The sequence below is a fragment of the Comamonas testosteroni genome (assembly GCF_014076415.1).
GTDB classification, from domain to species: domain Bacteria; phylum Pseudomonadota; class Gammaproteobacteria; order Burkholderiales; family Burkholderiaceae_C; genus Comamonas; species Comamonas testosteroni_F.
This window is the reverse complement of the sequence record NZ_CP043568.1, coordinates 643,349-669,468: the sequence shown is the minus strand read 5'-3', so window position 1 is coordinate 669,468 and position 26,120 is coordinate 643,349. Positions and strand designations below refer to the sequence as shown.

Below are 26,120 nucleotides of genomic sequence, written 5' to 3'. Positions count from 1 at the left end.
ATCGATTGGATAGAACGTTAGGCGTACAGCTGAGCCACCAGCATTTGCAGGTGCTCGATCACGGGCCCCAGGGCCAGCGCCGGCAGAAAGGTCAGACCGCCCACTACCAACACCACGAACACCAGCAGACCCATGAACAGCGGTGTGGCCGTGGGGAAAGTACCCGGGCCTGCAGGCACGGTGGCCTTGGCAGCCAGGCTGCCGGCAACGGCCAGCATGGGCAGCAGCGTCAGGAAGCGCCCCGCCAGCATGGCCAGGCCCGTGGTGGTGTTGAAGAAGGGCGTGTTGGCATTCAGCCCTGCAAAGGCCGAGCCGTTGTTGGCCGTGGCTGAGGCATAGGCGTAGAGAATCTCCGAGAAGCCATGCGGGCCGCGGTTGTTGAGACTGGCTGCAGCATCCGGCCAGAGCGCGGCCAGCGCCGTGAAGCCCAGAATGCTGGCCGGCGGCACCAGCACCGCAAGCATGACCAGCTTGATCTCGCGCACCTCGATCTTCTTGCCCAGGAATTCAGGGGTACGGCCAATCATCATGCCGGCCAGAAACACCGTGAGGATGGCGTACTGAATCAGGTTGATCAGCCCCACGCCGTCACCGCCGAAGACGCAGTTGAGCATCATCTGTGCCAGCGGCGTGATGCCGCCCAGCGGCGTCAGCGAATCATGCATGGCGTTGACCGAACCCGTGGTGGCCGCTGTCGTGGTGGCCACAAACAAGGCTGTATCGGCAATGCCGAAGCGCAGCTCCTTGCCCTCCATATTGCCGCCGCTCTGGGTCAGGCTGTATTGCTGATCGGCTCCGGCGCGCGCCAGCAGCTGGCTGCCGTTTTGCTCGGCCACAAACACCAGGCTCAGAAAGCCGACGAACATCACCATGCAGGCCGCGAACAGCACCCAGCCCTGCTTGCGGCGCAGCAGCATGGAGCCAAAGGCGTAGGTCATGCCGGCCGGGATCAGCAGCATCGAGAGAATGTGCAGCAGATTGGTCAGCGGCGTCGGGTTCTCGAACGGATGGGCTGCATTCATGCCGAAGAAGCCGCCGCCATTCGTGCCCAGATGCTTGATGCTCTCCAGGCTGGCCACGGGTCCCATCAGCAGCTGCTGGCGGCCACCTTCGAGCGTCGTCGCCACGGTTTCGGCGTGCAGGGTCTGCGGGATGCCCTGCCAGACATAGACCAGGGCCATGATGAAGGACAACGGCAGCAACACACGCCAGAACACGCGCACGAAGTCGACCCAGAAGTTGCCGATATCCTGTGCGCTTGACCGCGCCAGACCGCGCACAAAACCGGCGCCCGCGGCGACACCGGTGGTGGCACCGGCAAACATCAGGAAGGTGATGACCACCATCTGCGTCGCATTGCTCAGGCTGTTCTCACCCGCGTAGGCCTGCCAGTTGGTATTGGTGATGAAGGAAGCTGCGGTGTTGAAAGCCAGGTCGGGCGCCTGCGCCGCAATCTCCAGCGGGTTCAGCGGCAGCGCGCCCTGCAGGCGCAGCAGCAGATAACCCAGCAGCATCATCAGCGCATTGCTCAGGGCCAGAGCGGCGCCATAGCGCTTCCAGCCCATGCGCTCCTGCGGATTCACGCCCATGACCCGGTAGCTCAGGCGCTCCAGCCAGCCATGACGCTCGCTGGTAAAGCAGCGCGCCAGCCACTGGCCCATGGGTATGGTCAGCAAGGTTGCCGCAGTCAGCACGGCGGCAAATTCCATCCAGGGTAACCACATGATGTACCCCTTTCAAAGACGCGCCAGGGCGCGCACAAAGCCCAGCAGTCCGACAAAGCAGACCACCGTCAGGCTCACAAAAATCAGGTCTTGCAGCACTTGCATGGCAGCCCCTTCAGAATTTCTCGGGGCGCAGCAGCGCATAGCCCAAATAGGCAAACAGCCCCAGCGCCGTCAGGGCGGCCAGGGCTTCGATCCAGGTGATGCTCATTTCATTCCTCCCGCAAGCCGTTCACGCGGCTTGATTGCGATGGAGGAACTGTAGAAATTCGCCCGTCAAGAACGGGTAGAGATTGGGCTTGCCGATATCAAGACGGCATCAAGAAGCGGTCCGATTCGCGGCCGCAACCCCGGCCAGCCACTGCACGCGCAAGGCCAGCACGATGACCAGCGCCAGCACAGCCAAGGCCACGGAGCCGACGCCCGTCCAGCCCCAGCGCGACCAGAACCAGCCCGCCCCGGCCCCGAGCACGCTGGAGCCCATGTAATAGCCCCAGAGGTATAGCGATGATGCGTGCCCCTTGGACTGCGTGGCCAGCCGCCCCACCCAGCCGCTGGCCACCGAATGCGCGACAAAGAAGCCGGCCGTCAGCAGGACGATGCCGAGCACGATGACGGCCAGGGGCTGAAACAGGGTCAGAACCACGCCAGCGGCCATCAGCAAAGCGCCTGCGACCAGCACCGGCCCGCGGCCCAGCCTGTCGGCCAGCCCTCCGGCAATCGGCGAAGCCGCCGTACCCAGCAGGTAGGCATAGAAGATATGGCTGATCTGCAGCTGGCTCAGACCATAGGGCGAAGCACCGAGCAGAAAGCCGGCATAGTTGTAGATGCTGACAAACACGCCCATCAGGCCAAAGGCGATCAGGAACAGCAGCGGCAGGCCCGGGTGGCGCAGATGCCGGCCCCAGGCCTGCAGGTGATACCGGGCCCCCAGCCCGGTCTTCCTGATGAAGTTGCGCGAGCTGGGCAGCAGCCAGACAAAGCCCAGGGCGGCCAGCAGGTCAAGCACCGAAAGCGCAGCCATGGCGTGGCGCCAGCCCCAGAACTCGGTCATGGCGCTCATGCCGACCCGGCCCAGCATGCCGCCCAGAGCCGTGCCGCCCACATACAGGCCCATGGCAAAGCCCAGGCCCGGCGGATCGATCTCCTCGGACAGATAGGCCATGGCCACGGCAGGCACGCCGCCCAGCAGCAGGCCTTCCAGCGCGCGTGCAGCCAGCAGCGCATGCCACTGCGGCATCAACGAAGCCAGCAGATTGCACAGCGCCGCCAGCGCCATGGAGATGAACATCAGCTTGCGCCGCCCCAGCCCCTCGGACAAGGCCCCTGCCAGCACGATGGAGCCTGCCAGGCAGGCCGTGGATACCGACAGCGCCAGCGCGCTCTGGGCCGGGCTGACGGCAAAGCTGTGGGCCAGCTCCGGCAGCAGCGGCTGCACGCAGTACAGCAGGGAGAAGGTGGCAAACCCCGCCAGGAACAGCGCCATGCTGACCCGCCAGTACTCGGGCGTGCCGCGCTTGATCCATACCGGGGCGGCAAAGGCTGGAGACTGGGCAGGTAAGGATGGGTTCACATCCTGCGGGGCGCTGTTCATGACGGGAAAATGAGGACCGGAGACAAGGCCCCTATTGTGCTGTGCATCTGCCGGCAGCCACAGCCGCCCGCCTCGCTCAATGGCGTCGCCCGGCCCGCATTTGCCGGAGCATCTCCATGAATTGCCCCTGCCGTTAAAATAAGCGCCCTCAAGACTTATTCACAGGTCTGCCCTGCATGGGTGCGGGCCTGGTGCGGCAAACGAACCGCCGCACCTTTTGTTGTCACAGCCGGCGTTCTCCGGCTGTATTTACAGCTCTCAATACTGTGTCATACGCCCCAGAAACCCGGCGCCGTCGTACGTTCGCCATCATCTCCCACCCGGACGCGGGTAAGACCACGCTGACCGAAAAGCTGCTGCTGTTCTCGGGCGCGATCCAGATTGCCGGCGCCGTCAAGGGCCGCAAGGCATCGCGTCATGCCACCTCCGACTGGATGGAAATCGAAAAGCAGCGCGGCATCTCGGTGGCCTCGTCGGTGATGCAGATGAGCTACCGCGACCATGTGATCAACCTGCTCGACACTCCCGGCCACAAGGACTTCTCGGAAGACACCTACCGCGTGCTGACGGCCGTGGACTCGGCGCTGATGGTGATCGACGCGGCCAACGGCGTGGAGTCGCAGACCCGCCGCCTGATCGAGGTCTGCCGCCAGCGCAACACGCCCATCATCTCCTTCGTCAACAAGTTCGACCGTGAAGTGCGCGACCCGCTGGACATCATGGACGAAGTCGAGCGCGAACTGGGCATGCCCTGCTGCCCCATCACCTGGCCCGTGGGTCAGGGCAAGAGCTTCGGCGGCATCATCAATCTGCAGACGCAGAGCATGACGGTGTTTGCCGCCGGCAGCGAAAAGCGCCCCGAAGACTTCGAAGTCATCCCGCTGACGGAAGTCGACAGGCTGCGCGCCCGCTTCGGCCAGGCCTACGACGATGCCATCGAGAGCATGGAACTGGCCCAGGGCGCATCGGCCGAATGGGATCACCAGGCGTTTCTGGAAGGCAAGCTGACCCCCGTGTTCTTCGGCTCCGGCGTGAACAACTTCGGTGTGATGGAGGTGCTGAACGCCGTGGTCGACATGTCCCCCCCGCCCGGCCCGCGCGTTGCCTTCACCGAAGTGAACCGCCAGCGCGAAGAAGTCACCATCAAACCCGAAGACAAGACCTTCGCAGGCGTGGTGTTCAAGGTGCAGGCGAACATGGATGCCAATCACCGCGACCGCATCGCCTTTGTGCGCGTGGCCAGCGGCAAGTACACGCCCGGCATGAAGATGAAGGTGCAGCGCACCGGCAAGGAGCTGCGTCCCACGTCCGTGGTGACCTTCATGTCGCAGCGCCGCGAGGCCGTCGACGAGGCCTATGCGGGCGACATCATCGGCTTCACGATTCACGGCGGCGTGCAGCTGGGCGACTCCATCACCGACGGCCCCAATCTGCAGTTCACCGGCCTGCCCTTCTTCGCGCCCGAAATGTTCATGACCGTGGTGCTCAAGAACCCGCTGCGTACCAAGCAGCTGCAGCAAGGCCTGATGCAGCTGGGCGAGGAAGGCGCGATTCAGGTCTTCAAGCCCGATGTCGGCGGCAACATGCTGCTGGGCGCCGTGGGTCAGCTGCAGTTCGAAGTGGTGCAGCACCGCCTGAAGACCGAGTACGACTGCGACGTCCGCCTGGAAGGCTGCCAGTACACCGGGGCGCGCTGGATCACGGCCGATTCGCCCGCCGAACTGCGCGAGTTCGAGAACGCCTACCCCATGCGCCTGGCGCACGATGCGGCCGACACCCTGGCCTATCTGTGCACCAGCCCCTATGACGTGCGCCTGGCACAGGAGCGCTTCCCCAAGATCCACTTCCACCCGCTGCGCGAGCATGCGGGCCTGGCACTAGGCTCAGCGAACTGAGCGCGATCCCCCTGAGGCGCTTCGCCTAGGCGGCCCCGCGCCTTCCCCCTCTCTGGCTTCGCCGGAGGGGGACGACGCCCTGAGCGCAAGGGGCTGCCCTTGCTCGGCGTCCCGCCGATGGGCCGCGCCAGGTTCAAGCGTCTTTTGCAATGCATTGAGAGTTTGTTGTGAGCCAAGAATTTCTGCGCCCTTTGTCTGAACTGCAGACACCTGCCAAGCTGCTGGGCGTGCTGACCGATATCGACGACACGCTGACCACCGACGGCGTGGTGCCCGAGCATGCGGTGGCCGCCATTGCGCGCCTCAAGGATGCAGGTCTGAAAGTGGTACCCATCACCGGCCGTCCCGTGGGCTGGAGCGTGCCGTTTGCATCGGCCTGGCCCGTGGACGCCATCGTGGCCGAAAACGGTGCCGTGGCCCTGCGCCGCAATGCCCAGGGCGGCCTGGACAAGCTCTACCAGCAATCTGCCGATGAGCGTGCCCGCAACTTTGCCCGCATGCAGCAGGTACTCGAGCAGATCGAGGCCACCGTGCCAGGCTCCAAACGCGCCACGGACTCGGCCGGCCGCGAATGCGATATCGCCGTGGATCACAGCGAATTCACGAACATGCCCCAGACACAGATCGATGAATGCGTGGCCATCATGAAGGCGGCCGGCATGAATGCCACCGTCAGCTCCATCCACATCAACGGCTGGTTCGGCGAGCACAACAAGCTCGAAGGCGCACGCTGGATCGCTCGCGAGCTGTTCGACATCGATCTGGACGCCACGCTGGCGCGCTGGGTGTATATCGGCGACTCGACCAACGACCAGCAGATGTTCGAGCACATGCCCCACAGCGTGGGCGTGGCCAATATCGCGCGCTTCGTGCCCCAGCTCAGGCATCTGCCACGCTATGTGACCACGGCCGAGCGCGGCGACGGTTTTGTGCAGCTCGTGGATCGTTTGCTGGATCAACAAAAATAGTAGCTGCAACCGCTTATTGCTTAATGATTTCACTATCAAGACAATCTGAAATCGTTTTACAGAAAGCGCAAGCAGCTCTCATTTTCAAAGGCCTCCGTGCTTGCCGGCACAGAGGCCTTTTTTGATGCCCATCCATCGCCAAACACGATGCATCCACCCGTACAAGACGACCCCCGGATGCGTAAAAACCCACGGTTGGCACTCACTACAATTTTTGATTCATTTCAAAACATTTCTGAGAGACCAACACCATGCGCATGATTCGCCGTACCTTCGTCGCCACGGCCGTGGCAGCAACAGCCGCCCTGACCGCTGGCACTGCATTTGCCCAGGGCAAGGAAGTCAAGATCGGCTATGCGCTGGCCGTCAATTCCCATTACGGCGCTGCCGCCAACGCCTGGGCCGAGGGCGTGGAAAAAGGCACCAACGGTGCCTACAAGTTCAAGCAGTTCCCCGCCTCCGCCCTGGGTGGCGAGCGAGAGCTGATCGAAGGCCTGCAGCTGGGCACCGTGGAAGCCGCCATCGTCTCCACCGGCGCGCTGAGCAACTTCGTGCCCGATGTGGGCGTAGTGGACATCCCCTTCCTGTTCCGCGACACCCAGCACGCACGTGCCGTGATGGACGGCGCTTTTGGTCAGGAGCTGCTGGCCAAGTTCCAGAAGCGCGGCCTGATCGCGCTGGCCTGGGGAGAACAAGGCTTTCGCCATCTGAGCAACAACAAGCATGCCGTCAATGGTGTGCCCGATCTCAAGGGCCTGAAGATCCGCGTGACCGAGAACCCCGTGCACATCACGGCCTTCCGCACCCTGGGTGCCTCGCCCACTCCCATGTCCTGGCCCGAAGTCATCGGTGCGCTGCAGCAAGGCACGATTGACGGCCAGGAGAACCCCATCTCCGTGCTGGTGTCGGCCAAGCTGTGGCAGGTGCAAAAGCACCTGACCCTGACCTCCCACGTCTACGCCCCCATGGCCCTGATCGTGTCGCCCTCGTTCTGGGGATCGCTGAACGCAGCCCAGAAGACCGCCTTCACCGAAGCCGCCAAGAAGGGCGCGCTGGCATCGCGCGCCTTTGTGGACAACGTGGAGAAGAAGGGCGTCGAAGAAGCCAAGGCCAACGGCATGAAGGTCGTGGAAAAGGTCGACCAGACCGCTTTCCGCACCGCGCTGGAGCCCGCGTACAAGGAATACGCCAAGAAGTTCGGCCAGAAGACGCTGGACTCCATCACCGCCGTCAAGTAAGCACTGCCGACATGGGCCTGTCTCCGCGAAGAGGGGCCCGTGCATTTTTCTCCCTCCTGGGCAAGGCAGGTCCTTGCCCGGCTGCGGTCAGCACGAATGGACTTGCGCCAATTCCTGCCGATGATGAAGCAGCTCTCAACTCTGTGACGCAGCCGGCTCTGGCGGCAAGTTTCGCTGCTGCCTCTGCTCACCCCCACTCCTATGCTTGATCGTATCGAACGCATTCTCGTGGCCGGCAATCGCTGGCTGCTGATCTTGCTGCTGCTGGCCATGGCCTGCATCGTCTTTGCCAACGTGGTGCTGCGCTACACCACGGGCGACTCCATCGTCTGGGCCGAAGAAGTGGCCCGCCACATGATGATCTGGGTCACTTTCCTGGGCGCAGGCCTGGTGCTGCGCTTTGGCGGCCATGTGGCCATCGACAATCTGCACCGCAGCGTGAGCACCCGCAAGGCACAGGCCATGCGCGGCTTTGTCGTGCTGATCCTGGCGATCTTCTTTGCCGTGATGACCGTGACCTCGTCGCAGTACGTGTACGCCACGCGCTTTCAGACCACGGCGGCCACGGACATCCCGATCTCCTACATCTACGGCGCCATGCCCGTGGGCTTTGTGCTGATGCTGATCCATCTGCTGTTCATCGCACGCGGCTACATCACCGCAGGCAGCTTCGCCGAGTCCGATGAAATGGATGCGGACGCTGCAGCGTCGATATGAAACACCCCCTGAGTCGCTGCGCGCCTTCCCCCTGGAAGGGGGACGACAGCCTCGCTGCGGGGCGGCGCGGCCGGCATAGGCCCTTGCTCGCTGTCCCTGGCTTGGTTCAGGCCAGTTTTATGCATTGCGCCATGAATCACTGATTGACTGAAACACCATGGGTATCACTTTATTTGTTGCCATCATCGCCCTGCTCACGCTGGGCTTTCCGGTGGCGTTTGCGCTGGCCATCTCGGCAGCCCTGGCGGTCTTCGTGGGCGGACGCTATCCACAGCTGATCGTCTTCAAGGAAATGTTCACGGGCATCGACAGCTTTCCGCTGATGGCCGTGCCCTTCTTCATCCTTGCCGCAGAGCTGATGTCGGGCGGTGCGCTGACTGCCGTGCTGCTGCGCTTTGCCGCCCAGTTCGTCGGCCATCTGCGCGGCGGCCTGGGCTATGCCAATGTGCTGTCGCTGACCATGTTCTCGGGCATCTCGGGCTCGGCCCTGGCCGATGCGGCCGGCCCCGGCTCCATGATGGTCAAGATGATGGACAAGGCCGGCTACAGCCGGCCCTATGCGGCCGCGCTGACGGCCAGCACCGCCATCGTCGGCCCCATCATTCCGCCATCGGTCAGCATGATCATCTATGCGCTGCAGGATGAGAACGTGTCCGTGGGCGGCCTGTTCATGGCCGGCTTCATTCCCGGCATTCTCATCGCGCTGGCCATGGCGGCCGTCAACTGGTGGGTCTGCAAGAAGCGCGACTACCGCAGCACCGAGCCGCGCCCCTCGGCACGCGAGATGTGGAGCACCAGCTTCAAGGCCATCCCCGCGCTGATGCTCATCGTGCTCATCGTGGTCGGCATCCGCTTCGGCATCTTCACGCCCACGGAAGCCTCCGTCGTGGCCGTGTTCTATGCCCTGGTCTGCGGCAAATGGGTCTACCGCACGCTCAAGTGGTCGGCCCTGCCCGGCATCCTGGCACGCTCGGCCATGCTCACGGCCTCGGTGCTGCTGGTGATGGCGACCTCGGCAGCGTTTGCCTGGGTGCTCACGGTGGAAGGCATTCCGCAGTATCTGTCCGAGCTGATCGTGAGCTGGGAACTCTCGCCCGTGATGTTCCTGATTGCCGTGAACATTCTGCTGCTGGTCTTCGGCATCTTCATGGAGCCGCTGCCCGGCGTGATGATTCTGGTGCCCATTCTCGCGCCCATCGCCTTCAGCCTGGGCATCGATCCCACACACTTCGCCATGGTGGTGATCGTCAACCTCACGCTGGGCATGATCACGCCACCCGTTGGCGGCCTGCTGTTCGTGACCGCCGTGTCCACACGCGTGTCCATCACCGAGCTGACGCGCGAGATGCCGCTGTTCCTGCTGGCCCACTTCGTCGTGCTGTGCCTGCTGACCTTTATCCCCGAGCTGTCCACCTGGCTGCCGCATACGCTGGGCTTCCAGTAAGCACTGTGCTCATCCGCCAAGGCTGCCTCCGGCAGCCTTTTTTTGGGCAACCGGACTACTGATATACGGCCTGTTCAGCGCAGGCCGCCGCTGCCGGCAGCGCCATACCAGGCCACTGCGCCCGCATAGCCAGCTGCAGGCTCCAGCGGTGCGCAGTCCATGCCCGTCAGCCGCGCCTGCAGCGTGGCGCTCCATTCCGCCAGACCCAGGCCTGCGCATTTAAGTCGGGCTTCGTGCTGCGTCCATGCCCTCGCAAATGCTTCGAAGAAGAGAGTACCCGGCGCAATATCCAGAAGCTTCCGAGCGGTTTCCGGACTCAGAAACAGGCGCACTACATCCTCCAGCTCGCAGCGTGGCACGGTCGCGTCCACGGCCTGGATATCCACACCTACTGCAGCCCGGCCATGCCATGCCAGCAGTGCCAGTCCCGGCGCGTGGCTGATGGAACAGTGCGGCGCCGCAAGCGGCTTGCCGCGCAGCAACAGCTGCGGTGCCTGGTTGCGCAGATTGCTGACCTCAAGCTCGGCCTCGGTACAGCCCAGCTCCGGTGCCAGACAGGTACGCAGCGCCGCCCTAGCCTGGCCGCGCGCCCTCTCACGGTCTGTGGCATCCAGACCCTGTACCAATCGCAGCTGCGGCGCATCGGCCCGCCGCTCGCCGGCAAAGAGGCAGGGCCGGATCTGCATCAGGCCGTCCCGGTGCGGCGCCGGGCCGGTGCGGCCGGCGCGCCCTCCCAGCGTGTGCGCGCAGGCAGGGTCTCGCCCTTCATCACCAGGGTCAGCGGCCCGAGCTGAACATCGTCGCCCACGCTGGCACTGTAGAGCACAGTGCAGCGCGCGCCCATGGTCACGCGGCTGCCTATGGACACATGGTCTATCTTCATCACCCGGTCCTCGAACAGATGAGTCTGCGGGCAGCACAGCGCATTGAGCTCGCTGTGAGCGCCGATCGTCACGCAGTCATGCTCGGTGATGTCGGTGGTGTCCAGATAGACGCTGGCAGCAATCTTGCAGCCCATCAGGTTCATGGCCAGTGGCAGCCAGGGCGTGCCACGCAGGTAACGCAGGAAATTGGGCACCGCCATGCCCTCATACATATTGGTCGCGGCCTCGGAGAGCCAGACAAAAGGTGTCCACATGGGCACAGCCGTCTTGCCGTAGCGCCTGATAGTCAGCCATTTGAACAGCGCCACCAGAAAGAACGCCACGATCCCGAAGACCACCCCTGAAATGGCCAGGTCCAGCACCACGGCCCCCCAGCGCTCTTCAGAAGCCAGAGGCATCGCGTCCAGCACAATGGCATAGCCGACGGCAATCACCAGCGCATGTGGAACGGCAATGCGAACGGCCTCCACCAATCCGCGCGCGAATCGCCGCCACGCAGAGGGCGCAAACGTCAGGTGCTCGGGATAGCCCTGTGCGACCTCCCGCGCCGGCAAATTGATCGCGGGTGCCCCCAGCCAGGTGTCGCCGCTTTTCATGTCCGCATTGCGTGGCACGGCAGTCATCACGCCTATGAGCACATTCTCGGGGATGGTCGAGCCATCGGGCACATAGGCGCCGTTGCCGATGAAGCTGCGGCGCGACACCACCGTGGGCTTGACCGTCATCCAGCCGCCGTCAATGAGCTCGTCGCCCAGCATCACTGCATCGGCCACAAAGCATTCGTCACCCAGCGTCAGCATATCGGGCACCACGCCCAGCGCCGTGGACAGCTCGGTCTGCTTGCCGACCTTGGCGCCCAGCAGCCGGTACCAGGTGGAGGAGTAGACCGTGGCGTAGATGCCGTGCAGCGTGGACAGGCTCGCCTCCTGGATCTGGTTGACCAGCCATTTGCCCAGGTAACGCCCGCTGTGCACAGACCAGGTGCCGGCCCGCGTACGCGGCAGGAACAGATAGCGCACCAGCGCCGCCGCCAGCACCGTGCAGGCCACCAGCACCAGGCTGGATGGCAGGGCCAGCACAAAGAACTTGAGAAGGCGCAGCACAAAGGCCCCTCCCGCATCGACCACGCCCTGCTCCAGCAACGGCCGCACCGAGATCGCCTCGATGTCGAGCACGTCGATCAGCATGAAGGTCGGGAACACCGGCATGAAGAACAGCGTGGCCACCAGCAGCCCCCCCGCCAGGAAAACCAGCATCTCCAGGGTCTGGCGCAGCCGCCCGGCAGTCTGGCGCGGCGGCAGGCTGGTGGGGTCGAACTCGCCCACGGCCCGCGCCGGCGAGCCGGCCCAGATGCTGCGCGCGGGCTGGATCATGCCGTCAGCCAGCGCCGACTGCCCCTCGAGGTGGGCCCAGTCTTCGAGACGGGTATTGCCTTCCACAACCACATATGAGCCTATGCAAACCTCGTTGCCGATGACGATACGGCCCAGCACCAGTTCACCGCCTTCGACGCGCGCGTTCTCCAGGCTCACGGCATTGCCCACACTGACGCCGTCGCCTATGACCAACAGGTCGGGAACACGCACCGTCATCGAGCCGAGATTGGCCTCAAGGCCCACTTTCGCGCCCAGCGCACGCAGCCACAGCGGGTGCAGCGAGGAGCCTGTGATCATCGCGATGGGCACGGCCTCCACCAGCCGGTCGGCAAACCACCAGCGGAAATAGGTCCATCCCCACAGCGGGTAGCGCCCGGGCTTGAGGCGCCCGGCGACCAGCCATTTGCCGGCCCAGGCGATCGCGAATTCGGCCAGGGTGGCGATCGCGAAAGCCAGCACCGACATGGCCACGGCAAACCAGACCGAGTCGTTCTCGTCGCCGGTGAAGAAGTGATAGGTGAAGAACGGCGCCAGCCACTGTGCCATCTTGATCAGCACCAGCAGCGGAATCGCCACTGCCTGGGCCGCGCCGCAGCGCCAGCGCCGCCACGCGGAATGGATGCGGAACGGCCTCTGCGCAACGCCGGCTGCGGCCTCATCGTCGGCCAGCTGGGCGGCCTGCAGCGCATCGGCGATCAGGCCTATGTGGCGCTGCTGGTAGATGGTGCTCACCGTGGCCCGGGCAAAGCGCGCATCGGCTCGCAGCAGCGAGGTCAGCCGCGCCGCGAACAGGGAATGCCCGCCCAGGTCGCTGAAGAAATCCAGCCCGCGGCGTATGGACTGCCCCGGAAAAAGCTGGGCCAGGGCCGCGAACAGCACTTCCTCGGCCGGAGTTTCAGGCAGGTCGGAGCCGCAAGCATCCATCGCGGAGGACAGCTGTCGGACCTTGAGTGCCTTGCGGTCTATCTTGCCCGAGGTCAGGCGCGGCATCTCGGCCAGCGCCTCGAAGCGCGCGGGCACCATATAGGGCGGCAGGCGCTCGGCCAGGGAGGCACGCAGCGCGGAATGCGCGGGCGGTGCGGCAATCTCGGTGGGCACGTAGAAGGCGACCAGTTGATCCATGCCTTCGTCCTGATGCAGCAGCACCGCCGTGGTACCCACGCCCGGCTGCTGGGCCAGCACGGCCTCGATCTCGCCGAGTTCCACGCGAAAACCGCGGATCTTGACTTGGTCGTCGGCCCGACCCAGGCAGTGGATCTGGCCATGCTCGTCGATACGCGCCAGATCCCCGGTGCGGTACAGCCGCGTATCGTGCGGACCCTGAGCCCAGGGATTGGCGAGGAATTTCTCGGCCGTCAGATCGGGGCGGCCCAGATAGCCGGCAGCCACGCCGGGGCCGGTGATGCACAGCTCGCCGACCTCGCCCTGCGGCAAGCCCACCAGGGCGGGCGCGGTGCCGGCCGGAAAGCTGTCGGCCTCGATCACCCGCACCACCACCAGGCCGTAATTGGGCAGCGGCGTGCCTATGGTCACCGGCTCGCCGGCCTTGAGTTCGGCCAGGCTGGCCGACACCGTGGCCTCGGTGGGACCGTAGGTGTTGAACATCTGCCGGTGGCCACCGCCATCCCGGCTGGCCCAGCGTGCCACCAGCGATTCGGGGCACATCTCGCCGCCAAGATTGATGAGGCGCAAACTCGGCACATCCTGCGCGAACAGCGCCAGCAGCGTGGGCACGGCATGCAGCACCGTCACCTGCTGCTCCACCAGCGCGCGCGGCAAGGCCTCTGGGTCACCGGCGATCTCTCTCGGCGCCAGCCACAGCGTCGCACCCACGAGATAGCTGATCCAGATCTCCTCAAACGACATGTCGAAGGCCACCGAGAAGCCCTGGTAGACCTTGTCGCCCCGTTGCACCCCAAGCCGCGCGTTCTCGCTGCGCAGAAAGTGGCAGATGCTGCCCTGGGTGATGGCGATGCCCTTGGGCTTGCCCGTGGAGCCGCTGGTATAGATCACATAGGCCGGATAGCCGGGCTGCGCGCCATCGCGCCGGCGCAGCGCCGTGCCCGCCGGCAACGGCGCCAGCAATGCTGTGTCGCTGAATACCTGCGCTGAAATACCTGCCTGGGCTTGCACCAGATGCGTCTGCCGCTGCGCGATCAATAGCGCCTTGGCATTCGCATCGCCGAGGCAGGTGGCGATGCGTTCGGTGGGCGTTTCGGCATCGAAGGGCAGCCAGGCGGCGCCGGTCTTGGCGATCGCCAGCTGCAGCGTGAGCAGCTCCATGCCGCGCGGCAGCCACAGGCCCACCATGTCGCCGGGGCGGATGCCGGCCTCGATCAGCCGGTGCGCGGCACGGCTGGCATCGGCGTCCAGCTCCGCGTAGCTGCACTGACGCAGCTGCTCGCCCTGTCCCTCGATCAGCGCGATCTGTTCGGGATGGGCTGCGGCGGTCGCTTCGAAGATATCGGCCAGCACCTCGTGGCGCAGCAGGTCCGGCCGCTCGGGCCCACGCAAAACAACAGTGTCAGACATAGATCAGCGGCTTACCCGGAGCAACCATGCATCCGAACCTGGTGGCGCCGCTCTTTTCAGTCTGCCATTATTGAGCGGGCCACCCGTTTTGGGGCTGACGCAGCCGGCCTCCCGCCCCTGCGTTGCACAATACTTACATTGATGGAAAATCGCCCTGAGCTTCGTCGGCGGCGCTCTGTCATTGCGCAAGCCTGGGGATCTGCTGAGGCCGTGCGGCATGCGAACGCAAGCGTCGTTCCTGCCCCACGGGCAGGTTCACGGCGCATCGCACCGGACGCTGCTTCCGTGCGGAAGATAACCCTGCTTGAGGGGGCCGGTCCTTGGGCGGGATCTTCAAGAGCATGGCACCATGCCATGCGCCAGCTCATGTGTGCCATGAACATTCTGCTGCTGGTCTTCGGCATCTTCATGGAGCCGTTGCCCGGCGTGATGATTCTGGTGCCCATTCTCGCGCCCATCGCCTTCAGCCTGGGCATCGATCCCACACACTTCGCCGGGTGGCCCTGTGCTGCGACGACCGCGTCCAGCGGATCGCGCCCCGTGCGTTCAATGCCGGCACTAGAACAAGAGCTTGCCCATGCGCTGTGCAGCAGCCTGCAAATGCGGCAAGCCCGTGAGCGCCTGCTCCAGAGACATGCGTGCCTGCGGCGCGTGCACCGCCAGCGCTGCACGGCACAGGCCTTTGTCGTCCTTGATCGGTACGGCCACGGCAATCATTCCCAGCATGAACTCTTCACGGTCGCAGGCATAGCCAAGCGCTTGAATCTGCTGGACCTGTTGGGCCAATGCCTCGGCTGATTGCAAGGTGCGTGACGTACAAGGCGTCAGCAGCAGGTTTTCCAGCACGGCCTGACGACGCTGATCAGCCATATGCGCGAGGAAAAGCTTGCCGCTGGCTGTCGCATGCAAAGGCACCAGGGACCCGACTTCCAGTTGCATGCGCAAGGGCCAATGCGTCTCCACCCGGTCCAGATAACGTACACGGGTTCCATCAAGAACCGTGAGGTTGCAGGTCTCACCCAAGGTCTGCACCAGCTGGGACAAAACCTCATGGCGCAAAGCCTGGCGCGGATCGCATTGCAGGGCTTTCACCGCAAGACTGAGCAAGCGCGGACCTGGCGCAAAACTGCGATCCCCCTCGTGCCGCGTCAGCCACTGCCGCGACTCCAATCCCGAGCACAAACGCGAAGCTGTGGCCTTGGGAAAGTGCAGCGCATTGGCAATTTCCATCAGCCCAGGAGGTTCGCTGCTTTGGGTCACGTAATCGAGCACCGCGAGCGCACGGTCCGACATTGAGCTGGGATCTTCCTGGGAGGGCTGTGCGGCATCGGAAGCACTTTGTGGAATTGCTACAGGCATGACAGGAATGATGGCACAGCTCGCGGATACGCCAGTTGAAAGCCCATGCGTCCCGGTATTTACACCAGCAAGGGAAAGCGCTGATTGCAGCGGGCAATCACGCATTTAGAGTTCCACCAAAAGGAACAAATAGTTCCCCTTAGCAGAACAAAAGGAGATTTTCTGTGTCAGATGCGATCGCAAGTTATGACTACGTCATCGTCGGCGCCGGCTCTGCCGGATGCGTTCTCGCGGCACGACTTTCCGAAGACCCCGACAACAAGGTCCTGCTGCTGGAGGCAGGGCCTCCCGACAGATCTGTCTGGATCCACTTGCCCATCGGTTATGGCAAGACCATGTGGAGCCCTCAATACAACTGGCGTTTCGAGACAGACCCCGACCCCAATATGAACGGACGAAGAATCTATTGGCCTAGGGGCAAGACCTTGGGTGGAAGCAGTTCCATCAACGGCCTGATCTACGTGCGAGGCCAGGCACAGGACTACGATCACTGGGCCGCGCTGGGCAACCCAGGCTGGTCCTATGAGGATGTGCTGCCCTACTTCATCAAGTCAGAAGGCAATGCAAGAGGCGCGGTCGACTTCCATGGCGCAGCCGGCCCGCTCAAGGTCTCGGACATCGGGGCCAGGCATGAGCTGATTGAAGCCTTTATTGCCGGCGCCGAGCAGATCGGCGTCCCACGCACGAGTGACTTCAACGGGCAGCAGCAAGAAGGTGCCGGCTACTACCAACTCACCACGAGCAAGGGCTTGCGCTGCAGCACCGCCAAGGGCTATCTGGGCCCCGCCCGCAAGCGTCCCAATCTGCATATTGAGACCGATGCCATGGCCACCGGACTGATCATGCGTGGCAAACGGGCCATAGGCGTGGACTTTCGCCAGAACGGCCGGATGCGCAAGGCAATGGCCCATGCAGAGGTCATCTTGTCCGCCGGAGCCATTCAATCGCCCCAGCTCTTGCAGCTGTCAGGCATAGGACCTCGCACACTGCTGCAAAGCCTCGGAATTCCAGTCGTGCACGAACTGCCTGGCGTGGGTGAAAACCTGCAAGACCATTTGCAGATCCGTCTGAGCTACGAGTGCAGCAAACCGATCACCACCAACGATCAATTGAACTCCTGGGTTGGTACGACGCGACTGGGGCTGGAATGGCTTTTCTACCGCTCGGGTCCCCTGGCCGTCGGTATCAATCAGGGCGGGTGCTTCATGCGGGCCCTCAAGAATGCCGACGGCAGCCCCGTCGCCATCACACCAGACATCCAGTTTCATGTGTCCACGCTCTCTGCGGACATGGCCGGCGGCAAGGTCCACCCTTACTCGGGATTCACCATGTCAGTGTGTCAGTTGCGCCCCGAGTCTCGCGGCCATGTGCGTATTCGCTCCACAGATCCTTTTGCCGCGCCATCCATGCAGCCCAACTACCTGAGCACGGAACTCGATCAACGCACCAACGTGGCCGCCATTCGCTCAGCCAGACAGATCGCGCAATCTGCAGCCATGGCTCCATATGTCAAACGCGAAGTCAAGCCCGGTCCACAGACGCAAAGTGATGAGGAGTTGCTGGAGTTCTGCCGCGATAACGGCGCCACGATCTTCCACCCCAGCGGCACCTGTCGCATGGGCCTGGCCCAGGACCCTATGGCTGTGGTGGACGCGCGCTTGCGCGTCCACGGCATCCAAGGGCTGCGTGTGGTTGATTGTTCGATCATGCCGACACTGGTTTCGGGCAACACCAATGCCCCCGTCGTGATGATTGCCGAAAAAGCCGCCGACCTGATCCATGAAGACGCAAGGCAGTTTCAAGTCGCATGACTGCTTGAAGGTTCAAACCACGCGACAAGACACCAGGAGACATCATGGCAAAAGACAGTGATCCCAAGGTCGTTCGTAAGGTAGTCACCTCCGCACTGATCGGAGCCACCATCGAGTGGTATGACTTCTTTCTGTACGGCGTAGTCGCCGGCATCGTGTTCAGCAAGCTCTACTTTCCTGGGGAAGATCCGCTGATCTCCACCCTGCTGGCCTACAGCACATTCGCCGTCGGCTTTGTCACCCGGCCTCTTGGAGGCATCATTTTCGGGCACTTCGGCGACAAGATCGGACGCAAGAGCATGCTGGTCATCACCCTCATGATCATGGGCGTTTCGACCTTTCTCATCGGACTGACTCCGACCTACGCGCAAATCGGCATAGCCGCGCCAATCCTGCTGTTGCTGCTGCGCATCGCGCAAGGCATAGGGCTAGGCGGAGAATGGGGCGGAGCCGTGTTGATGGCCTATGAATATGCGCCCAAGAACCAGCAAGGCTTCTACGCTTCACTGCCTCAGATCGGTCTGGCCATAGGCTTGTTCATGGCATCGGGCGTCGTGGCACTGCTGTCCTGGCTGTGCACCGACGAGCAGTTCATGGCCTGGGGCTGGCGCATCGCCTTCCTGATATCGGGACTGATGGTACTGGTAGGCATGTACATCCGCCTGCACGTGAAGGAGACACCGGAATTTGCTGCCGTCAAGGAGCGCAACGCGGAAACGGCTATTCCCTTTTTTGACATGATGCGCCGCTATCCCGGCAACGTGCTCAAGGGCATGGGGGCCCGTTATATCGACGGTGTGTTCTTCAACGTCTTCGGCGTGTTTTCCATCAGCTACCTGACCAACACTGTGAAGATATCGCGCACCGATGCGCTGATGGGCGTGATGCTGGCGGCCGTAGTGATGTGCGTGACCATCCCGTTCTTTGGCCGCATGTCGGACAGACTGGGACGTGCCCGCACCTACATGTGGGGCTCACTCATTACCGCCATCTCGGCCTTTCCAGCCTTCTGGCTGATGACGAATAGCAACGGCAATGCGATGCTGATCTGGGCTGCCATCGTCATTCCGTTTGGCGTGCTTTATGCATCGGTCTATGGTCCGGAAGCAGCGCTTTTCTGCGACCTTTTCGACGCCAAGGTTCGCTACACCAGCATCTCCTTCGTCTATCAGTTCTCGGGCATCTTTGCGGCGGGCATCACTCCCATCATCGCGACCAGCCTGATCAAGGCAGGTGACGGCTCGCCCTGGCTGATCTGCCTGTACGTCCTGTTTGCCGGCCTGGTCTCCGCCTTGTGCGCCATGTCCATAGGCCGCAGCCCGCAAGCGCAGGCTGAAAGCCAGCCCGACACTCGCCCGGCAAGCACGTACAGAAGCGCTTGAACGTCGATCCGGAGACGGGGCAATACCCGACAGAGTATTGCCCCACACCACGACATCAGCCTCTGGCCAGCACCGGCGCCAGTGCCTTGCCGGTGTGGGTGCCGATGCTGACCAGCGCCTCGGAGGTTCCCGTGTCCACGCGGGTGTCCATCACCGAGCTGACGCGCGAGATGCCGCTGTTCCTGCTGGCACACTTCGTCGTGCTGTGCCTGCTGACCTTCATCCTGGCACTGTCCACCTGGCTGCCGCATACGCAGGGATTCCAGTAAAGCGGGCTGTGCTGGACCACAAGGCCTGCGTGCATCACGGGGGCCTTTTTTTCGATCAGAAATCGGTGCCGCTGACTCATGAACACCATGAGCGTGCGCGCTACAAGCGACGTTCACTCACTTCCACGCGCGCACCCAGCCCCCCGAAATTCTGCACCAGGCGGTCCTTTTGCAAGGCGCTGACGCTATCGTCCAGCAGCGTCAGCGGCAGCCTGGTCTTGAGTTTCAGCAGCTCCTGCGCAGACAGCGTCGTGAAGATTTTCCTGAGCGCCAGCATGACCCTGGCCGGGTCGGGCCCCAGCTCCAGCAGGCGCACGGTGTAGAAGATGGTGGAAGAGCGCGTTTCAAGCGGCACCAGTGGCGCTTTGGCTGCCTTGGCCTGCACATGCGCCATCAACTCCTCGAGCGAGGCGAACAATGGCCTGGCCGCGCGGTGCGGCTCGTCATGCCACTTCCACAGCACAGGCACTTCGGGCCGGCTCATGTCACCGATCAGCGGGTCGCCATCCAGGCCATGGCTCAGCACCAGCCAGTGCGGGCTCCAGCCATCCGCCACCGCGCCATCGATCCAGCGCAGATCACCGGGCGTGCTGGCCTTGAGGTCCAGGCCGAAGCGGTACTCACCAGTCTGAGACCACAGCCCAGCCGTATCGGTGGCGCGCTGCATCGCGAGCCAGTTGCCCGCGCCTTCACGCCATGCAGGAAGCTGCAGCCATGGCAGCGCATCCTTCCAGCCACGCGCCCACATCATCCAGGCCTGCACCGCCGGCGGCAGCGGTGGGTGCGCGATCTGCGCCATCCACGCGACACGCGAGGCGGCCAGCTCCGCCGGTGCAGGAAAGTTGCTGCGCGAGAAGGACATGGTGCGCGCCGCCTCTTACCGCGCCAGCACCGGCGCCAGTGCCTTGCCGGTGTGGGTGCCGATCTTCACCAGCTCCTCGGGGGTTCCCGTGGCCACGATGCGCCCGCCGTCCTTGCCGCCTTCGGGGCCCAGATCGATGATCCAGTCCGCCTCGGCAATCACGTCGAGGTCATGCTCGATGACCACCACGCTGTGGCCGCCGTCGACAAGGCGGTGCAGCACATGGATGAGCTTGTCCACATCGGCCATGTGCAGGCCCACGGTGGGCTCGTCAAGCACGTACAGCGTGTGCGGAGACTTCTGTCCGCGCCGGCCGATATCGTCGCGCACCTTGGTCAGCTCGGTCACCAGCTTGATGCGCTGGGCCTCGCCGCCCGACAGCGTGGGCGATGGCTGGCCCAGGGTGAGATAGCCCAGCCCCACGTCCTTGAGCAACTGCAGCGGATGGGCAATCGAGGGCATGGAGGCGAAGAACTCGACGGCCTCGTCGACCTCCATCTGCAGCACATCGCCAATGCTCTTGCCGCGCCAGCTCACGGCCAGCGTCTCGGGGTTGAAGCGTGCGCCGTGGCAGACTTCGCAAGGCACTTTGACATCGGGCAGAAAGCTCATCTCGATGGTGCGCACGCCCTGGCCCTCGCAGGCCGGGCAACGCCCTTCGCCCGTGTTGAACGAGAAGCGGCCAGCCGCATAGCCGCGGGCCTTGGCCTCCAGGGTCTCGGCAAACAGTTTGCGAATCGTGTCCCAGAAGCCGATATAGGTCGCCGGGCAGGAGCGCGGCGTCTTGCCGATCGGGGTCTGGTCGACTTCGAGCACGCGGTCGATGGTCTCGAAGCCCTTGAGCCCCTTGCAGCCCACGAGTGCCGGCGACTTGCCGGCATCCATGGCATCGCGGCCGGCCTTGGTCGAGCGCTGCTGCACCCAGGCCGCCACATTGCTCAGCAGCACATCACGCGCCAGCGTGGACTTGCCCGAGCCGGAAACTCCGGTCACGGCCACCAGCCGCTTGAGCGGAACACGCGCCTCCACGCTCTGCAGATTGTGCAGATTCGCGCCCAGCACCGTCAGCCAGTGCAGTACGTCGCTGTCTTGCGGCACCACATTCTCAGTAGCAGCTACCGCTTTCTTTTTCTTGGCTTTGGATGGTTTCTTATCTAAAACTTCCATATCGCCAGCGTCAGAAGCTTCTGCATTGATAGCAGCCGTTTTTTCCGGAGGCTCGCCCTCCCCCACCCACAGACGCGGCTTGAAGGGATGGCGCATGGCGTGCAGCAGATAGCGCCCCGTGACCGAGTCCTTGGCCGCCATGATGTCATCCACCGTGCCCTCGGCCACCAGACGGCCGCCGCGGATGCCGGCGCTGGGGCCGATATCGATCACGTGGTCGGCGCGGCGAATCGTGTCTTCGTCATGCTCCACCACCACCAGCGTGTTGCCCTTGTCACCGAGCTTGTGCAAGGCATTGAGCAGGATCTGGTTGTCGCGCGCATGCAGGCCGATGGTGGGTTCGTCCAGCACATAGCAGACACCTTGCAGATTGCTGCCCAGCTGCGCGGCCAGCCGGATGCGCTGGGCCTCGCCCCCGCTCAGCGTGGGCGCGCCGCGGTCCAGCGTCAGATAGTTGAGTCCGACCTCTTCCAGGAATTCGAGACGGCTCTGGATCTCGGGAATCAGATCGCGCGCAATATCGGCTTCGCGGCCCGTAAGCTCCAGACTCTGTATCCATTGGCGCACATCGCTGACCGACAGCTGGGCAATATCGGTGATTGCCTCATCGTGAAACTTCACGGCTCGCGCCACAGGGTTCAGACGTGTGCCCTGGCACTTGGGGCATTCCACCTCGGCCAGGTCCTCCACTTCCTGTCCCTCGAACTTCACCTCACGGCCCCGATTGTCGTCGGCCAGCAAGGTGTCGTCATAGACCTTGCGCTGGTCCTTGGTCAGCTTCACACCCGTGCCCACGCAATCGGGGCACCAGCCATGCTTGCTGTTGTAGGAGAACAGACGCGGGTCCAGCTCGGCATAGCTGGTGGCGCAGACCGGGCAGGCGCGCTGGGTGGAGAACACCTGCAGCGCGCCGATGCCGGCCGTGCTCCGGCCGCCCTGCATGGCGTCGGCCAGGTTCTCGATGCCGGACAGCACATGCAGCACGCCCTTGCCGATTTCCAGCGCCTGGCGCAGATGGCCGCGCAGCTCCTTCTCGTTGGCCGCGGTCACCGTCACGCTGGCCACGGGCAGCTCGATGGTGTGTTCCTTGAAGCGGTCGATACGCGGAAAGCCCGTGGTCGGCAGAAACTCGCCGTCCACGCGCAGATGCGTGTAGCCCTTGGGTCTGGCCCAGTCGGCCAGCTCGGTATAGACGCCCTTGCGGTTGACGACCAGCGGGCTCAAGAGGCCTATGGTCTGGCCGCGGAAATTCGTCATCAGCTGCGCGGCAATGCTTTCCTCGGTCTGCGGCTGCACGATGGCATCGTCGTGTATGCAGTGCTGCACGCCCAGCTTCACATAGAGCAGGCGCAGAAAGTGCCAGACCTCGGTGGTCGTGCCCACCGTGGACTTGCGACCGCCACGCGACAGGCGCTGCTCGATGGCCACAGTGGGCGGTATGCCATAGACCGCATCGACCTCGGGACGGCCCGCTGGCTGCACGATGGAGCGCGCATAGGCATTGAGCGATTCGAGATAGCGGCGCTGGCCTTCGTTGAACAGGATGTCGAAAGCCAGCGTGGACTTGCCCGAACCCGAGACACCGGTCACCACATTGAACTTGCCGCGCGGCACATCCACGCTCAGGGACTTGAGGTTGTGTTCCTTGGCATTGACGATCTCGATCGCGTTCTTGGCCTGCGGCGCCTTTTCGGCCTGGGCCTTGCGCTGGGGCTTGTAGAGCATGGGAGCGACTTCGCGCACCGCCTCTCCGCCCACGCCCATGGCCAGGTCGTATTCGCGCAAGGCCTGGGCCGTGTGCGATTCCTTCACATGGCGCACCTCCTCGGGCGTGCCCTCGGCCACGATCAGACCGCCGCCGTCACCGCCTTCGGGACCCAGATCGATCAGCCAGTCGCTTGCGCGAATCACGTCCAGGTTGTGCTCGATGACGATCAGCGAGTGGCCCGCTTCGAGCAGCTTGCGCAATGCGCGCATGAGCTTGGCAATGTCTTCGAAATGCAGGCCGGTCGTGGGCTCGTCGAACAGGAACAGCGTGCCTTTCTTGGCCAGCGACTGCCTGGATTTGGACTGCGCCTTGGCCGCCTCGGCCAGAAAGCCGGCGAGCTTGAGACGCTGTGCCTCGCCGCCCGACAGCGTGGGCACGGGCTGGCCCAGCTTCACATATTCCAGGCCCACATCGACGATGGGCTGCAGCGCGCGGATCACGTCGCGATCCTGCGCAAACAGCAGCGCGGCTTCGGCCACCGTGAGCTCCAGCACATCGGCCACATTCAGCGGCTGGCCGTTGCGCTCGATTTTCACTTCCAGAATCTCGGGGCGATAACGCGTGCCGTTGCAGTCCGGGCAACGCAGATAGACGTCCGAGAGGAACTGCATCTCCACATGCTCGAAGCCCGAGCCGCCGCAGGTCGGGCAGCGGCCGTCGCCGCTGTTGAAGCTGAACTTGGCAGCCGTGTAGCCGCGCTGGCGTGAAAGCGGCGCCACGGCGAACAGCTCGCGGATCGCATCCCAGGCGCCCACATAGCTGACCGGGTTGGAGCGCGCCGTCTTGCCGATCGGCGACTGGTCCACAAACATCACATCGGCCAGATGGTCCGCGCCCAGCAGGCGCTCGAACGCGCCCGCCGCATCGGTGGGCTTGCCGAAATGGCGCATCAGTGCCGGCACCAGCACGTCCTGGATCAGCGTGGATTTGCCCGAGCCCGACACGCCGGTGATGGTGACCAGGCGCTGCAGCGGAAAGTCCACGCTGATATCGCGCAGATTGTGCTCGCGCGCGCCTTCGAGAATCAGACGCGGCGTGCTCTCGGTCACCATGCGCTTGAGACCGAAGCCCACCTGCTTGCGCCCGCCCAGATAGGCGCCGGTCAGGGTATCGGCCTTGCGCAAATCCTCGGGCGTGCCGTCGAACACGATCTGGCCGCCGCGCGCACCCGGGCCCGGCCCCATGTCTATCATTCGGTCGGCGGCAAACATCACGGCGGGGTCATGCTCCACCACTACCAGCGTATTGCCCGCATCGCGCAGGCGCTGCATGGCTTCGGTGATGCGCTCCATATCGCGCGGGTGCAGACCTATCGATGGCTCGTCGAGCACAAACAGGGTGTTGACCAGCGAAGTGCCTAGAGCGGTGGTCAGGTTGATGCGCTGCACCTCGCCACCGCTCAGCGTGCGGCTCTGGCGGTCCAGCGTGAGATAGCCTATGCCCACATCGCACAGATACTGCAGCCGCGTCATGACTTCTGCATGCAGCATCCTCAATGCCTGGGCTTCACCATCATTTTTAACGGCATCGTTGTCTGGCGCCAGCTGCGCAAAGAAGTCACGCAGGCGCGTGATCGGCAAACGCATCAGATCATGCAGACACAGGCCGGGCAGGCTCTCGAGCTGCTCGCGGCTCCAGCCCACCGCCTGCGGCATGAAGCGCTGGTATCGGCCGCTCTCGTCGCCGGGCGGCAGCACGGCATCCGCGGCCTGCTTTCCGCCAATGCGCCAGAGCAGGCTTTCGGTCTTGAGGCGAGCGCCACCGCAGCTCGGGCATTCGGTATAGCTGCGGTACTTGGACAGCAGCACCCGGATATGCATCTTGTAGGCCTTGCTTTCGAGATACTCGAAGAAGCGGCGAATGCCATACCAGGTCTGGCTCCACTTGCCGTTCCAGTTGGGCGAGCCCTCTATCACCCAGTCCTTCTGCGCCTGGGTCAGCTTGGACCAGGCCGTATCGCGTGGAATGCCCTCGGCCTCGGAGTGGCGCATCAAATCGTCCTGAATCTCCTTCCAGGCCGGCGTCTGGATCGGCTTGATGACACCGGTGCGCAAGGTGAGCTTTTCATTGGGAATCACCAGTCCCCAGTCGACCCCGATGACGCGACCGAAACCACGGCAGGCATCGCAGGCGCCCACCGCGGAGTTGAAGGAAAACAGCGAGGGAATCGGCTCCTGGTAAGTCAGATTGCTCTCGGGACAGTGCAGGCCCAGCGAGAACTTCCACAGCTCGGGCTCGGCCGCCTCGACACCGCTCTCGGGCAACACATAGACCGTGAGCCTGCCGCTGCCGCGCTTGAGGCCCACCTCGATCGCCTCCATGGCGCGGGAACGCTCGGCCTTGCCGAGGCGAAAGCGGTCGGCAATCACATCCAGCACCTTGATCTTCTCGGGGGCTGGCTTGGCTTTTTTCTTGGCCTTGGCGGCCTCGTCACTGGCCGCATGCGCGCGCTCCACTTCGCGCTCGGCCTGCACCTTGGTGAAGCCGCTGGCAGACAGCCATTGCTCCACCTCCTCGGCCGAGGTATTGGCCGGCAGCTCCACCGGGAAGGTGATGGCAATGCGCGGGTCGCCCGCGGCCTCGCAGCGCTGGGCCAGCTCGGCATAAATACTGTCCGCCGTATCGTGGCGCACCGGCAGGGCCGTCCTGCTGTCGAACAACTGGGCCGCACGCGCAAACAGCAGCTTGAGGTGATCGTTGATCTCCGTCATCGTGCCCACGGTGGAGCGCGAGTTGCGCACCGGGTTGGTCTGGTCGATGGCAATCGCGGGCGGCACACCTTCGACCTTGTCCACAGCCGGCTTGTCCATGCGATCGAGGAACTGACGCGCGTAGGCGGAGAAGGTCTCGACATAGCGGCGCTGGCCTTCGGCGTACAGCGTGTCGAACACCAGGCTGGACTTGCCCGAGCCGCTGGGGCCGGTGACCACGGTCAGTTCACCGGTACGGATATCGATGTCCAGATTGCGAAGATTGTGCTGGCGAGCACCACGGATACGGATCAGGCCCTGCGTCATGTTCTGCGGTCTTTTCTATGGAGGCCAAACATTCTAGGCAGTCCTGGCAAGAGCCTGGGTTGCGCATGTGCATTCAGGTTTGCCGCAGCTCTGAAGAGTGCAATAAAAAAAGC

15 protein-coding genes and 2 pseudogenes are annotated in these 26,120 nt (G+C 63.7%); 9 read left to right on the top strand and 8 right to left on the bottom strand.

From position 1 onward, the window contains the following. Positions 1 to 17: 17 nt before the first annotated feature. The 3 genes from kdpA to F0P97_RS03020 all read right to left on the bottom strand — a co-directional run bounded on the left by kdpA (position 18) and on the right by F0P97_RS03020 (position 3,318). Positions 18 to 1,724, bottom strand: a complete 1,707-nt coding sequence (gene kdpA, locus F0P97_RS03030; protein ID WP_182285566.1) for a potassium-transporting ATPase subunit KdpA — start codon at positions 1,722 to 1,724, stop codon at positions 18 to 20. A 115-nt stretch (positions 1,725 to 1,839) separates the two neighbouring features. After that, entirely contained in the window at positions 1,840 to 1,935 is a 96-nt protein-coding gene (gene kdpF, locus F0P97_RS03025) for a K(+)-transporting ATPase subunit F (RefSeq protein ID WP_003059029.1), read from the bottom strand. 108 nt (positions 1,936 to 2,043) lie between these two features. Then, positions 2,044 to 3,318 (bottom strand): MFS transporter, encoded by a 1,275-nt coding sequence (locus F0P97_RS03020; RefSeq protein ID WP_182285565.1) that lies wholly within the window; start codon positions 3,316 to 3,318, stop codon positions 2,044 to 2,046. Between the two features lie 266 nt (positions 3,319 to 3,584). Here F0P97_RS03020 and F0P97_RS03015 point away from each other — a divergent pair, with 266 nt between their 5' ends. From F0P97_RS03015 to F0P97_RS02995, 5 genes are all read left to right on the top strand, one after another. Continuing rightward, on the top strand, positions 3,585 to 5,213 hold the full coding sequence (locus F0P97_RS03015) for a peptide chain release factor 3 (RefSeq protein WP_182285564.1): 1,629 nt from the start codon (positions 3,585 to 3,587) through the stop codon (positions 5,211 to 5,213). A 167-nt stretch (positions 5,214 to 5,380) separates the two neighbouring features. Then, positions 5,381 to 6,181 carry an HAD-IIB family hydrolase gene (locus F0P97_RS03010; RefSeq protein ID WP_182285563.1) on the top strand — a complete coding sequence of 267 codons (801 nt, stop codon included), beginning with the start codon at positions 5,381 to 5,383 and terminating at the stop codon, positions 6,179 to 6,181. Between the two features lie 251 nt (positions 6,182 to 6,432). Then, entirely contained in the window at positions 6,433 to 7,419 is a 987-nt protein-coding gene (locus F0P97_RS03005) for a TRAP transporter substrate-binding protein (protein ID WP_034364127.1), read from the top strand. A gap of 201 nt (positions 7,420 to 7,620) precedes the next feature. Beyond that, positions 7,621 to 8,136 (top strand): TRAP transporter small permease, encoded by a 516-nt coding sequence (locus tag F0P97_RS03000; protein ID WP_034365341.1) that lies wholly within the window; start codon positions 7,621 to 7,623, stop codon positions 8,134 to 8,136. Between the two features lie 157 nt (positions 8,137 to 8,293). Beyond that, on the top strand, positions 8,294 to 9,580 hold the full coding sequence (locus tag F0P97_RS02995) for a TRAP transporter large permease (RefSeq protein WP_003073074.1): 1,287 nt from the start codon (positions 8,294 to 8,296) through the stop codon (positions 9,578 to 9,580). Between the two features lie 74 nt (positions 9,581 to 9,654). Here F0P97_RS02995 and F0P97_RS02990 read toward each other — a convergent pair whose 3' ends face one another. Both F0P97_RS02990 and F0P97_RS02985 read right to left on the bottom strand, forming a co-directional pair. Beyond that, positions 9,655 to 10,266: a 4'-phosphopantetheinyl transferase family protein gene (locus tag F0P97_RS02990; protein ID WP_182285562.1), complete on the bottom strand. Its 612-nt coding sequence runs from the start codon at positions 10,264 to 10,266 to the stop codon at positions 9,655 to 9,657. Further along, on the bottom strand, positions 10,266 to 14,372 hold the full coding sequence (locus F0P97_RS02985; RefSeq protein ID WP_182285561.1) for a Pls/PosA family non-ribosomal peptide synthetase: 4,107 nt from the start codon (positions 14,370 to 14,372) through the stop codon (positions 10,266 to 10,268). The genes F0P97_RS02990 and F0P97_RS02985 overlap by 1 nt, the downstream gene beginning before the upstream one ends. A gap of 372 nt (positions 14,373 to 14,744) precedes the next feature. On the opposite strand from F0P97_RS02985, the pseudogene F0P97_RS02980 reads away from it, so the two are divergent. Then, a pseudogene (locus F0P97_RS02980) lies at positions 14,745 to 14,867 on the top strand (TRAP transporter large permease subunit); the annotation flags it as partial. 63 nt (positions 14,868 to 14,930) lie between these two features. Here the strand turns inward: F0P97_RS02980 and F0P97_RS02975 are convergent. Next, positions 14,931 to 15,665, bottom strand: coding sequence for an IclR family transcriptional regulator (locus F0P97_RS02975; RefSeq protein WP_232538108.1), 735 nt, complete (start codon positions 15,663 to 15,665; stop codon positions 14,931 to 14,933). 230 nt (positions 15,666 to 15,895) lie between these two features. Here F0P97_RS02975 and F0P97_RS02970 point away from each other — a divergent pair, with 230 nt between their 5' ends. The 3 genes and pseudogenes from F0P97_RS02970 to F0P97_RS27880 all read left to right on the top strand — a co-directional run. Then, positions 15,896 to 17,542: a GMC family oxidoreductase gene (locus F0P97_RS02970; protein ID WP_182285559.1), complete on the top strand. Its 1,647-nt coding sequence runs from the start codon at positions 15,896 to 15,898 to the stop codon at positions 17,540 to 17,542. A gap of 44 nt (positions 17,543 to 17,586) precedes the next feature. After that, positions 17,587 to 18,924 (top strand): MFS transporter, encoded by a 1,338-nt coding sequence (locus tag F0P97_RS02965; protein WP_182285558.1) that lies wholly within the window; start codon positions 17,587 to 17,589, stop codon positions 18,922 to 18,924. A 131-nt stretch (positions 18,925 to 19,055) separates the two neighbouring features. Further along, a pseudogene (locus F0P97_RS27880) lies at positions 19,056 to 19,193 on the top strand (TRAP transporter large permease); the annotation flags it as partial. A 100-nt stretch (positions 19,194 to 19,293) separates the two neighbouring features. Here F0P97_RS27880 and F0P97_RS02955 read toward each other — a convergent pair. Both F0P97_RS02955 and uvrA read right to left on the bottom strand, forming a co-directional pair. Next, on the bottom strand, positions 19,294 to 20,055 hold the full coding sequence (locus F0P97_RS02955; protein WP_182285557.1) for a hypothetical protein: 762 nt from the start codon (positions 20,053 to 20,055) through the stop codon (positions 19,294 to 19,296). A gap of 15 nt (positions 20,056 to 20,070) precedes the next feature. After that, the gene (gene uvrA / locus F0P97_RS02950; RefSeq protein WP_182285556.1) at positions 20,071 to 26,007 is read right to left on the bottom strand and encodes an excinuclease ABC subunit UvrA; all 5,937 of its coding nucleotides are present in this window, start codon (positions 26,005 to 26,007) and stop codon (positions 20,071 to 20,073) included. Between the last annotated feature and the right edge of the window lie 113 nt (positions 26,008 to 26,120).